10 protein-coding genes are annotated in these 12,478 nt (G+C 60.9%); 9 read left to right on the top strand and 1 reads right to left on the bottom strand.

The genetic code is table 11. From position 1 onward, the window contains the following. The first annotated feature begins 7 nt into the window (after positions 1 to 7). From bioF to ACZ0AZ_RS06360, 9 genes are all read left to right on the top strand, one after another. Positions 8 to 1,186, top strand: a complete 1,179-nt coding sequence (gene bioF, locus ACZ0AZ_RS06400) for an 8-amino-7-oxononanoate synthase (protein ID WP_463537097.1) — start codon at positions 8 to 10, stop codon at positions 1,184 to 1,186. Then, positions 1,179 to 1,910, top strand: coding sequence for an alpha/beta fold hydrolase (locus ACZ0AZ_RS06395; protein WP_129997744.1), 732 nt, complete (start codon positions 1,179 to 1,181; stop codon positions 1,908 to 1,910). Before bioF ends, ACZ0AZ_RS06395 begins: the two co-directional genes overlap by 8 nt. Next, positions 1,903 to 2,712 (top strand): malonyl-ACP O-methyltransferase BioC, encoded by an 810-nt coding sequence (bioC, locus tag ACZ0AZ_RS06390; protein ID WP_415761235.1) that lies wholly within the window; start codon positions 1,903 to 1,905, stop codon positions 2,710 to 2,712. The genes ACZ0AZ_RS06395 and bioC overlap by 8 nt, the downstream gene beginning before the upstream one ends. Further along, positions 2,709 to 3,389: a dethiobiotin synthase gene (gene bioD / locus ACZ0AZ_RS06385; protein WP_463537096.1), complete on the top strand. Its 681-nt coding sequence runs from the start codon at positions 2,709 to 2,711 to the stop codon at positions 3,387 to 3,389. Before bioC ends, bioD begins: the two co-directional genes overlap by 4 nt. Positions 3,390 to 3,497: 108 nt before the next feature. Next, the gene (locus tag ACZ0AZ_RS06380; protein ID WP_016772865.1) at positions 3,498 to 3,794 is read left to right on the top strand and encodes a hypothetical protein; all 297 of its coding nucleotides are present in this window, start codon (positions 3,498 to 3,500) and stop codon (positions 3,792 to 3,794) included. A gap of 274 nt (positions 3,795 to 4,068) precedes the next feature. Then, positions 4,069 to 5,874: a phenylacyl-CoA dehydrogenase gene (locus ACZ0AZ_RS06375; protein WP_463537095.1), complete on the top strand. Its 1,806-nt coding sequence runs from the start codon at positions 4,069 to 4,071 to the stop codon at positions 5,872 to 5,874. Between the two features lie 191 nt (positions 5,875 to 6,065). After that, positions 6,066 to 7,355 carry a GGDEF domain-containing protein gene (locus ACZ0AZ_RS06370; protein WP_039757672.1) on the top strand — a complete coding sequence of 430 codons (1,290 nt, stop codon included), beginning with the start codon at positions 6,066 to 6,068 and terminating at the stop codon, positions 7,353 to 7,355. Positions 7,356 to 7,445: 90 nt separating this feature from the next. After that, positions 7,446 to 9,242, top strand: coding sequence for an acyl-CoA dehydrogenase C-terminal domain-containing protein (locus ACZ0AZ_RS06365; protein ID WP_463537094.1), 1,797 nt, complete (start codon positions 7,446 to 7,448; stop codon positions 9,240 to 9,242). A gap of 155 nt (positions 9,243 to 9,397) precedes the next feature. After that, complete coding sequence (locus tag ACZ0AZ_RS06360) at positions 9,398 to 11,176, top strand: acyl-CoA dehydrogenase C-terminal domain-containing protein (protein ID WP_016772869.1); 1,779 nt, start codon at positions 9,398 to 9,400, stop codon at positions 11,174 to 11,176. 227 nt (positions 11,177 to 11,403) lie between these two features. Here the strand turns inward: ACZ0AZ_RS06360 and ACZ0AZ_RS06355 are convergent, their stop codons facing one another. Further along, complete coding sequence (locus tag ACZ0AZ_RS06355) at positions 11,404 to 12,318, bottom strand: LysR family transcriptional regulator (protein ID WP_110603569.1); 915 nt, start codon at positions 12,316 to 12,318, stop codon at positions 11,404 to 11,406. Between the last annotated feature and the right edge of the window lie 160 nt (positions 12,319 to 12,478).

Below are 12,478 nucleotides of genomic sequence, written 5' to 3'. Positions count from 1 at the left end.
GGCCTGCATGTCTTTCGATCTCGCCGCACGCCTTGCTGCCCGCCGTGCCGACAACCTCTACCGCCACCGGCCGCTGCTCGAATCGCCGCAAGGCCCGCAAGTGGTTGTCGACGGCCAACCGCTGCTCGCTTTCTGCAACAACGACTATCTGGGCCTGGCCAATCATCCTCAGGTGATCGAAGCCTGGCGCACCGGTGCCGAGCGCTGGGGTGTCGGCGGTGGCGCGTCGCATCTGGTGATCGGCCACAGCAGCCCGCATCACGCGCTGGAAGAAGCCCTCGCCGAACTGACCGGCCGGCCGCGTGCGCTGCTGTTTACCACCGGCTACATGGCCAACCTCGGCGCGGTCACCGCGCTGGTCGGGCAGGGCGATACAGTTCTGGAAGACCGGCTCAATCACGCTTCTTTGCTGGACGCAGGCCTGTTGTCCGGTGCGCGTTTCAATCGCTATCTGCACAACGACGCCGAGAGTCTGGCCAAGCGCCTGGAGAAAGCCACTGGCAACACACTGGTGGTGACCGATGGCGTATTCAGCATGGACGGCGACATCGCCGACCTGCCGGCGCTGGCCCGCGCGGCCAAGGCCAAAGGCGCGTGGCTGATGGTCGACGATGCCCACGGCTTCGGCCCGCTGGGCGCCAACGGTGGCGGCATCGTCGAGCATTTCGGCCTGAGCCAGGACGATGTGCCGGTGCTGGTCGGCACCCTCGGCAAAGCCTTCGGCACCGCCGGGGCCTTTGTCGCCGGCAGCGAAGAGTTGATCGAAAGCCTGATCCAGTTCGCCCGGCCGTACATCTACACCACCAGCCAACCGCCGGCGCTGGCCTGCGCGACGCTGAAAAGCCTCGAACTGCTGCGCAGTGAACACTGGCGCCGTGAACACTTGCAGACGCTGATTCGCCAGTTCCGCCACGGCGCCGAGCAGATCGGGCTGGAACTGTTGGACAGCTTCACGCCGATCCAGCCGATCATGATCGGCGATGCCGGGCGCGCCGTGCGGTTGTCGCAGATGCTGCGCGAGCGCGGGCTGATGGTCACTGCGATTCGCCCTCCGACCGTGCCGGCCGGCAGCGCGCGACTGCGCGTCACGCTGACCGCCGCCCACAGCGAGGCGCAGGTGCAACAGTTACTGGAAGGGCTGGCGGATTGTTTCGCCCGATTGTCGTTGGAGCCAAGCCATGCGTAATCGTCTGATCCTGTTGCCCGGCTGGGGCCTCGGCGTGTCGCCGCTGGAACCGCTGGCCGCAGCATTACGTGGCCTCGACGAACATCTGCAAGTCGAGATTGAACCGCTGCCGGAGCTGGACTCCGCTGACCTTGAAGACTGGCTCGACGAACTCGATGCGCGCATTCCGCAGGAAGTCTGGCTCGGTGGCTGGTCGCTGGGCGGCATGCTCGCCTCTGAGTTGGCGGCACGACGCGGCGAGGCGTGCTGCGGGGTGCTGACGCTGGCGAGCAATCCGGCGTTTGTTGCGCATGAGCAGTGGCCGGATGCGATGCCTGCCGAGACCTTTGATGCATTTCTTGCCGGTTGCCAGGCCGATCCGCGTACGACGCTCAAGCGTTTTGCTTTGTTATGTGCGCAAGGTTCGCCAGACCCGCGTGGCTTGTCGCGCTTGCTGCTCGGTGGCGCGCCAGCCATCGCGCCGGCCGCGCTGATGGCAGGTCTGGAGCTACTCGCGCAGCTGGATACGCGACAGGCGCTGCAGGGGTTTCGCGGCCCACAGTTTCATCTGTTCGGCGGGCAGGACGCGCTGGTCCCGGCGGAAGCGGCCGGCGCATTGTTCGCGCTATTGCCGGATATCGAAATTGGTCTGATCGAACAGGCCAGCCATGCTTTTCTGCTGGAAGACCCGCACGGAGTCGCGGGCGCGATCCAGGCGTTTCTACATGAGTGCGCTGATGACTGATCTGTCCCTCGTGCTGCCTGGGGGCTTGCCTGACAAGCGCCAGGTGGCGGCGTCTTTTTCCCGCGCGGCGGCCAGTTACGACAGCGTCGCCGAGTTTCAGCGTGACGTCGGCACGCAGTTGCTTGAGCGCTTGCCTGCGAGTTTCACGCCGTCGCGTTGGCTCGATCTCGGTTGCGGCACTGGCTATTTCACCCGCGCGCTGGCCTCGCGTTTCACCCAGAGCAGCGGTTTTGCGCTGGACATTGCCGAGGGCATGCTCAATCACGCACGGCCGCTGGGTGGCGCTGAGCATTTCATTGCCGGCGATGCCGAAAGGCTGCCGTTGCAGGACGCTAGCTTCGATTTGATTTTCTCCAGCCTGGCGGTGCAGTGGTGCGCCGACTTCGAAACGGTGCTCAGCGAAGCTTTTCGCGTGCTTAAACCGGGCGGGATTTTTGCCTTTGCTAGTCTGTGTACAGGGACGCTGTTCGAGTTGCGTGAGAGTTGGCAGCAGGTCGACGGGCTGGTGCACGTCAATCGCTTCCGCGAGTTCGCCCGCTATGAACAGTTATGTGGCGGAAGTGGCATGCGCGCAGTGAGTCTGGAAAATCTGCCGCACGTGTTGCATTACCCGGATGTGCGCAGCCTGACTCACGAGCTCAAAGCGTTGGGTGCACACAATCTGAACCCTGGCCGGCCGGGTGGTTTGACCGGGCGGGCGCGGATTCTCGGGCTGGTCGACGCGTATGAGCGCTTCCGTCAGACGTCGGGGCTGCCGGCAACGTATCAGGTGGTGTACGCCGTGTTGGAGAAACCTCTATGAGCGCAGCCTATTTCATCACCGGTACCGACACCGATGTCGGCAAGACCACCGTCGCAGCCGGATTGCTCCATGCAGCGCGCTCGGCAGGCTTGAGCACGGCGGCGGGCAAACCGGTGGCTTCCGGGTGCGACGTCACGCCCAAGGGCTTGCGTAATTCCGATGCCTTGGCGCTGCTGGCCGAATGTTCCTTGCCGCTGACTTATCAACAGGTCAATCCGGTGGCGTTCGAGCCAGCGATCGCTCCCCATCTGGCGGCGCGCGAAGCAGGTGTGGCGCTGACGGTGCAATCGCTGCTGGCGCCGATGCGCGGGATTCTGGCGATGAACGCCGATTTCACCCTGATCGAAGGCGCGGGCGGCTGGCGGGTGCCGTTGGCCGATCAGGACAATCTCTCGGACCTGGCGATTGCGCTGAAGCTGCCGGTGATTCTGGTGGTGGGCGTGACGCTGGGGTGCATCAGTCATGCATTGCTGACCGCCGAGGCGATTGCCCGCGACGGCCTGCAATTGGCGGGGTGGGTGGCCAATATTATCGATCCGAAAACTTCGCGGCTGGAGGAAAACCTTGCGACCCTGGCCGAGCGTATTCCCGCGCCGTGCCTGGGCCGGGTGCCGAAACTCAAGGCGTTGAGCGCCGAAGCGGTCGCCGAGCATCTGCAACTGGATTTGCTCGATTAAGTTTCTCGCTATGAACAGGCACTGTGCCATTAGTGTTTTTGACGGGTGTTTTGCTGGCGCGTCTGCTTCAATGGCGAGCATTGATCCTTTGCAGGGATGAGAGTGACGATGGAAATCTCCGGCAACACAGCTTTTTATGCGGGGTTGAGCTCGATTCAGTCCGGGCAGAACCGCGTCGATCAGGCGGCCAGCCAGATCGCCAACAACACTATCGAACGTTCGGTGACCAGCCAGTCGTCCGAAGTGCAGGTCAATCGCCTGCGCGGCGTGGATCGCGCACAAGAATCGGATCTGGCGAGCAATATCGTCGAGCTGTCGCAGGGCAAGATCCAGGCAGAGCTGGGTGTGAAGGTGGCCAAGGCGTCCGACGAAGTGCTCGGGACGATCATCGATACCTTCGCCTGATCGAATTTGTTGTAGACCCCGAAACGCCGCGCCTTGTCGCGGCGTTTTTCGTTTAAGTCCTTCTTGCTCAACTAATCTTTTTACAACGCCCGTGGCTTGCGTGAAGTCGCGGCGTTTTCTCGTTTCCGGCATTTGGAGAACGTGATGACGAACGGCAAAAGATCGACGCTTGACAAGATTTCGGCGTAAACGTATGTTTCAAACAACTGTTTGACCGTCACAACAACTCAACACGGTCGTTCATTCCCGGTTACATCAGCAGAGGTTTATCGCTATGCCTGACTACAAGGCCCCCTTGCGTGATATTCGCTTCGTTCGTGACGAACTGCTCGGCTACGAAGCGCACTATCAGAGCCTGCCAGCGTGCGCAGACGCCACGCCGGACATGGTTGACGCCATCCTCGAGGAAGGCGCCAAGTTTTGTGAGCAGGTACTGGCGCCGCTGAACCGCGTGGGCGACATCGAAGGCTGCACCTGGAGCGAGTCCGGCGTGAAAACCCCGACTGGCTTCAAAGAGGCGTACAAGCAATTCGTCGAAGGCGGCTGGCCAAGCCTGGCCCACGACGTTGAGCACGGCGGTCAGGGTCTGCCTGAGTCGCTGGGCCTGGCGGTAAGCGAAATGGTCGGCGAAGCCAACTGGTCGTGGGGCATGTACCCAGGCCTGTCGCACGGTGCGATGAACACCATCTCCGAGCACGGCACCCCTGAGCAGCAGGAAGCCTATCTGACCAAACTGGTCTCCGGCGAATGGACCGGCACCATGTGCCTGACCGAACCGCACTGCGGCACCGACCTGGGCATGCTGCGCACCAAGGCCGAGCCTCAGGCCGACGGTTCCTACAAAGTCTCCGGCACCAAGATCTTCATCTCGGCCGGCGAACACGACATGGCCGATAACATCGTCCACATCGTACTGGCGCGTCTGCCCGATGCACCGGCTGGCACCAAAGGCATCTCGCTGTTCATCGTTCCAAAGTTCCTGCCAAACGCCGATGGCACCATTGGCGCGCGCAACGCAGTGAGCTGCGGTTCGCTGGAACACAAGATGGGCATCCACGGCAACGCCACTTGCGTGATGAACTTCGACGGCGCCACCGGTTACCTGATCGGCCCGGCGAACAAAGGTCTGAACTGCATGTTCACCTTTATGAACACCGCTCGCCTCGGTACCGCACTGCAAGGTCTGGCTCACGCCGAAATCGGCTTCCAGGGCGGTCTGAAATACGCTCGTGATCGCCTGCAAATGCGCTCGCTGACTGGCCCGAAAGCGCCGGACAAAGCTGCTGACCCGATCATCGTCCACCCTGACGTGCGCCGCATGCTGTTGACCATGAAGGCGTTCGCCGAAGGCAACCGCGCGATGGTCTACTTCACCGCCAAGCAAGTCGACATCGTCAAATACGGCGTCGATGAAGAAGAGAAGAAGAAAGCTGACGCCCTGCTGGCGTTCATGACTCCGATCGCCAAAGCGTTCATGACCGAAGTCGGTTTCGAAGCCGCCAACCACGGCGTGCAGATATACGGCGGCCACGGCTTCATCGCCGAGTGGGGCATGGAGCAGAACGTTCGCGACAGCCGCATTTCGATGCTGTACGAAGGCACCACCGGCATCCAGGCCCTCGACCTGCTCGGCCGTAAAGTGCTGATGACTCAAGGCGAAGCTCTGAAAGGCTTCACCAAGATCGTCCACAAGTTCTGCCAGACCAACGAAGGCAACGAAGCCGTCCAGGAATTCGTCGCGCCGCTGGCTGCACTGAACAAGGAATGGGGCGAGCTGACCATGAAGGTTGGTATGGCTGCCATGAGAGATCGCGAAGAAGTCGGCGCGGCCTCCGTGGACTACCTGATGTACTCCGGTTATGCCTGCCTGGCCTACTTCTGGGCGGACATGGCACGTCTGGCTGCGGAAAAACTGGCTGCCGGCACCACCGACGAGGCGTTCTACACCGCCAAGCTGCAAACCGCGCGCTTCTACTTCCAGCGCATCCTGCCGCGTACCCGCACGCACGTGGCCACTATGCTGTCGGGTGCTGGCAACCTGATGGACATGAAAGAAGAAGATTTCGCGCTGGGCTACTAAGCCTTAACGCAGTCTGACGAAAACCGCTGCTCCCGTTAGGGGGCAGCGGTTTTTTTGTTGGCGGATCGCTCAGATAGTCGAGCTTCCGGCCGTTACAGAGAGCGTGTGTGATCTGGATCACATTGTGTGGGCTTGGCCGCACTTTGCAGGCACAATGCCATCTCTTTGCTATGACGGGTCGGAGCTTACCCTTGCCGCGTTCTTCCGCTGTACGTTTCAGCCATTTCCTGCCATCACTGCTGTTGTTGCTTGCGGGGCTGGCGGCTGCGTACGTCAAAGACCTCAGCGTTTTTTTCACGTCGCTGTTCAATGTATTGCCTACCCTGGTTCTGCTCCTCGGTGGGGCGTACTGCGCGGTGTATCGGCGTCAGCGCGAACTGTTTCTGATGCTGACGGTGTACATCGCCTACTTTCTGCTGGACACCCAGACCGATTTCTACCGCGACAACGGCAAGGTTCGCGAAGACGCTGCGGTGGTGTTTCATCTGGTCTGCCTGCTGTTGCCGCTGTTGTTCGGATTATTCGCCGCATGGCAGGAACGTACCCATCTTTTTCAGGACATGGTTGCCCGGTTCGCTGTGCTGCTAGCGTTTGGCAGCGTGGCGCTGGGCCTGGAGCAAAGTTACCCACAGGCGCTGCTGCTGTGGTTGTCGGAGATCCGCTGGCCGGCGCTGCACGGCGCGTGGATGAGTCTGATCCAGTTGTCCTATCCGGTGTTCATCTCGGCCTTCCTGCTCCTGGCCTGGCAATACTGGCGCAACCCGCGCCCGCTGCACGCGGCGCAACTGGTCGGCTTGCTCGGGGTGTTCTGGATGCTGCCGAAGACCTTCATTCTGCCGTTCACCCTGAACATCATGTGCAGCCAGGTGATGCTGATGATCGCCGCAGCGGTTGCGCATGAGGCCTATCAAATGGCCTTCCGCGACGAGCTCACCGGTCTGCCGGGACGACGTGCGCTCAACGAGCGCATGCAGCGTCTGGGGCGCAACTACGTGCTGGCGATGAGCGACGTCGATCACTTCAAGAAATTCAACGACACCCACGGCCACGATGTCGGTGACCAAGTCCTGCGGCTGGTCGCCAGCAAACTGTCGAAAATCAGCGGTGGTGGTAGGGCGTATCGCTACGGCGGTGAGGAATTTGCCTTGGTGTTTGCAGGCAAAACCCTTGAGGAATGCATGCCGCATCTGGAAGTGATCCGCGAATCGATCGCCTCCTACAGCATTCAGCTACGCAACCAGGAAAACCGCCCGCAGGATGATCAGCAAGGTCGCCAGCGCCGTAGCGGTTCCGGGGCTTCGGCGGTGTCGGTGACGGTGAGCATCGGCGTCGCCGAACGTGTCGAGCAGCGCACCCCTGAAGAAGTGCTCAAATCCGCCGACCAGGCGTTGTACAGCGCCAAGGGCGCCGGACGTAACTGCGTCATGGCATTCGGGCAGAACCGCCGTGGCGCGGTGCGCATGGACGCTGCTGCGGGTTGAGTGATGACGGCGCATTCAGCGCCCGCACATTGATTGTCGCGCGTGGTAGCCAGCAGTAGGTTGAACAAATCTGCTGACGGAGAAGCCACCATGCCTGAGTACAAAGCTCCCCTGCGCGACATGCGCTTTCTGATCGATCACGTCTTCGACTTCCACACCAGTTACGCCAATCTCGGCGCGCATGACGCCAGCCCGGACATGATCAGCGCGATCCTCGAAGAAGGCGCGAAGTTCTGCGAGAACGTGCTGGCCCCGCTCAATCGCAGCGGCGATGAAGAGGGCTGCCATTTCGACAACGGCGTGGTAACAACGCCTACAGGCTTCAAGCAGGCCTTCGCACAATATGTCGAGGGCGGCTGGCACGGTTTGGCGGCTGATCCGGCTTACGGTGGTCAAGGGCTGCCGAGCTCGCTGGGACTGGTGATCAGCGAGATGGTCGGTTCCAGTAACACGTCCTGGGGTATGTACCCGGGCCTGACTCACGGCGCGATGTCGGCGATCCACGCCCACGGTACCGCCGAGCAGAAAGACACTTACCTGAGCAAACTCACCGCTGGCCAGTGGACCGGCACCATGTGCCTGACCGAAGCCCACTGCGGCACCGATCTGGGCATCATCAAGACCCGCGCGGTGCCACGGGCCGACGGCAGCTACGCGATCACCGGCAGCAAGATCTTCATTTCCGCCGGCGAGCATAACCTGAGCGACAACATCATCCATCTGGTCCTGGCCAAGCTGCCGGACGCACCGGCCGGAACCAAGGGCATTTCCCTGTTTATCGTGCCCAAGTTTCTGCCCGATGCAGCAGGCGAAGCGGGTGAGCGCAATGGCGTTTCCTGTGGTTCGATCGAGCACAAGATGGGCATCAAGGCTTCGGCCACCTGCGTGCTGAACTTCGATGCCGCCACCGGTTACCTGATCGGCGAGCCGAACAAGGGCCTCAACTGCATGTTCACCATGATGAACCACGCGCGACTCGGCACCGGCATGCAGGGCCTGTGTCTGGGCGAGGCGAGTTTTCAGGGTGCGATCAAGTACGCCAATGACCGCCTGCAGATGCGCGCGCTGACCGGTGCCAAGGCCCCGCAAAAACCTGCCGACCCGATCATCGTCCACCCCGATGTGCGGCGCATGTTGCTGACCATGAAAGCCTTCAACGAAGGCAACCGCGCGCTGACCTATTTCACCGCGCAGATGCTCGATGTCGCGCACCTGAGCAGCGACGCCGACGCGCGTCAGGAGGCCGAAGACCTGTTGGCGTTCCTCACGCCGATCTGCAAGGCGTTCATGACCGACACCGGGCTGGAAGTGACCAACCACGGTATGCAGGTGTTTGGCGGCCACGGTTTCATTCGCGAGTGGGGCATGGAGCAACTGGTGCGCGATTGCCGGATTGCGCCGATCTACGAAGGCACCAATGGCATTCAAGCGCTGGACCTGCTTGGGCGCAAGGTGCTGGGCAGTCAGGGCAAGCTGCTGCGCGGCTTTACCAAAATCGTCCACAAGTTCTGCGCAGCGAACGCCGACCACGCGCAATTGGGCAGCTTCGTCGCGCAACTCAACGGGCTCAACCAACAGTGGGGCGACCTGACCATGAAGGTTGGCATGGCGGCCATGAAGAACCCGGACGAAGTCGGCGCCGCATCGGTGGATTACCTGATGTACAGCGGCTACATCATCCTGGGCTACCTGTGGCTGCGCATGGCGTTGGTTGCGCAGGCACAGCTGGAGGCGGGCGAGGGCGAGGCTGATTTCCTCAAGGGCAAACTGGCGACGTGCGAGTTCTACTTCAAGCGTTTGTTGCCGCGTACGGCTGCGCATCAGGCGGCGATCGAGGCGGGCAGTGATTGTTTGATGAATTTGCCGGCGCAGGCGTTTGCTTTGTAGGGCAGATCGAAAGATCGCGGCGATCTTTTGCTGGTGACTAAAAATAACAAATCAGTCACCGGCTGACCCTATGTGTCGCAAAAGTTGTTGAGGTACACTCAGGCTCAGAAAACATCATTCCACGAACCACCTGTTTAGATCTTGCGAGGTTTGCCATGGCTGACTACAAAGCGCCGCTGCGCGATATGCGCTTCGTCCTCAATGAAGTGTTCGAAGTCGCCAAACTCTGGGCCGAGCTGCCGGCGCTGGCCGAGACCGTCGACGCCGAAACCGTTGAAGCGATTCTCGAAGAGGCCGGCAAGGTCACCAGCAAAAGCATCGCGCCGCTGAGCCGTGCCGCTGACGAGGAAGGTTGCCATTGGGCGGACGGTGCCGTCACCACGCCGGCCGGTTTCCCACAGGCCTATCAGACTTATGCTGAAGGCGGCTGGGTCGGCGTCGGCGGTGATCCGGCCTACGGCGGCATGGGCATGCCCAAAGCCGTGTCGGCGCAGGTCGAAGAAATGGTCAACTCCGCCAGCCTCGCGTTCGGTCTGTACCCGATGCTGACCGCCGGCGCCTGCCTGTCGATCAATGCGCATGCCAGCGAAGAACTGAAAGCTGCGTACCTGCCGAACATGTACGCCGGCATCTGGGCCGGTTCCATGTGCCTGACCGAGCCGCACGCCGGCACCGATCTGGGGATCATTCGCACCAAAGCCGAGCCTCAGGCCGATGGTTCCTACAAGGTCAGCGGCACCAAGATCTTCATCACCGGCGGTGAACACGACCTCACCGAGAACATCATTCATCTGGTACTGGCCAAGCTGCCTGATGCCCCGGCCGGTCCAAAAGGCATTTCGCTGTTCCTGGTACCGAAGTTCATGGTCAATGCCGACGGTAGCCTCGGCGCACGCAACCCGGCCAACTGTGGCTCGATCGAGCACAAGATGGGCATTCAGGCCTCGGCGACCTGCGTGATGAACTTCGACGAAGCCGTCGGCTATCTGGTCGGCGAGCCGAACAAAGGCCTGGCCGCGATGTTCACCATGATGAACTACGAGCGCCTGGGCGTTGGTATTCAAGGCCTGGCTACAGGCGAGCGCTCTTATCAGAACGCTGTTGAATATGCGCGCGATCGTCTGCAGAGTCGTTCGCCGACCGGTGCGCAGAACAAGGACAAAGTCGCTGACCCGATCATCGTCCACCCGGACGTGCGGCGCATGCTGCTGACCATGAAAGCCTCGAACGAAGGCGGCCGTGCGTTCTCCACGTACGTGGCGATGCAACTGGACACCGCCAAGTTCAGTGAAGACGCGACCACACGCAAGCGCGCGGAAGATCTGGTGGCGCTGCTGACGCCGGTAGCGAAAGCTTTCCTGACCGACCTGGGTCTTGAAACCACCGTCCACGGCCAGCAGATTTTCGGCGGCCACGGCTACATCCGCGAGTGGGGCCAGGAGCAACTGGTGCGTGACGTGCGCATCACCCAGATCTACGAAGGCACCAACGGTATTCAGGCGCTGGACCTGGTCGGGCGCAAGATCGTTGGCAGTGGCGGCGCGTTCTACCAGCTGTTCGCTGACGAGATTCGCCATTTCACCGCAACCGCCAGCGCCGATCTGGGCGAGTTCACCAAGCCGTTGAACGATGCCGTCGACACCCTCGACGAGCTGACCGCGTGGCTGCTGGACCGGGCGAAAAACAATCCGAACGAAATCGGCGCGGCCTCGGTCGAATATTTGCAAGCGTTCGGATACACCGCTTACGCCTACATGTGGGCGTTGATGGCCAAAGCCTCGCTGGGCAAGGAAGCGCAAGATGATTTCTATGCGAGCAAGCTGGGCACCGCACGTTTCTATTTCGCCCGTTTGCTGCCGCGTATCCACTCGTTGAGCGCGTCGGTCAAGGCCGGTAGCGAGTCGCTGTTCCTGCTGGATGCGGCGCAGTTCTGATCCGTAGACGTCATGTAAGCATTTGCTTACGTGACGTGCTGCTGTTCTCCCATATCCGTATATTGGATCCACGGCTAATCTACATTTCATGGACGTCGCGCAGGAAGCGCAAAGTAAACAACACGGACACGTAGGATTCTGCCAGGGTGGCGGAGTGAAATGGATGTCAGGGAAACAGTCTGCAAAGCCCCGCTTCGGCGGGGTTTTCTTTTGCCTGAAGAAAAGTTTCAGGCAAGCGGATCGAGGGGCGGCTTCGTTTCCCGATCGATCACCTCTTCAAGCAATGTCCGCAGCAATGCCAACGAGGCCTGCTGGCGTTGCACATCACGGCACACCAGGCCAACTTGCAACGGCACCCGTGGCTCGCTCAGCGGTTTCCACAGCAGATCTTCATCGTCGTATTCTTTTTGCGAACGTCCCGGCAGTACCGTCGCCAGCTTGGTATGCGGCAGGCTGTCGAGAATTCCCAACATATTGTTCAGCTCGGCCTGCACTTGCGGGCGTCGACCGAGGCTGGTCAGTTGTGCCTGCCAGATCTGCCGAATCTGGAACTCTTCGCCGAGCAGCAGCATTGGCAGTTCAGCAGCCTGGCGCATCGAGACCTTCTTGAACTCGCGCAATGGATGGTCTGCCGGGATCACCAGCGTCAGTTCATCTTCATACAGCAACACGCCGTGCAGACCGGGTTGGCGCGGGGGTAGATAGCTGATGCCGATGTCCAGCGAACCATTGAGCAGACGCCGTTCAATTTCCAGCCCGGTCAGTTCATAGATTTGTACCACCAGATGCGGCTGCGCCTTGCGCACACGCTCGAGCATTTGCGGCACGAGGCTGGTGTGCACCGTTTGCAGCACACCAATGGCCAGTGTGCGCAATGCCTGACCCTTGAAATTACCCAACGCCTCGCGCGCCCGCTGCAAGCCATCGAGCAGCGGCAACGCGTGGTTGTACAGCGTGTGCGCAGCGAGGGTCGGCAGCAGGCGTTTGCTGCTGCGTTCGAACAGGGTGACGTCGAGATTCTGCTCCAGCTGTCGGATCTGTTGCGACAGCGCCGGTTGCGAGATCGACAAGCGCTCAGCCGCACGGCCGACATGGCCTTCTTCGTAGACCGCGACGAAATAACGCAGTTGCTTGAAATCCATAAGTAGCGCTTATCGAAATGGCTGGGAAATCGAAATGGCTTGAAGCCGGTTGCGCGCCTAGTCTAACCGCATTCACAAGGCTTACAGGGCCAGAAAGCGTGATGCATCCCATTTGCTTCGTTAGTGCTTACATAGGCAGTTCAAAAAACCTCAAGCGAGG

Source organism: Pseudomonas sp. AC239 (assembly GCF_979258545.1).
The sequence above is the reverse complement of the archived record's forward strand: the minus strand, read 5'-3'. Positions and strand labels throughout refer to the sequence as shown.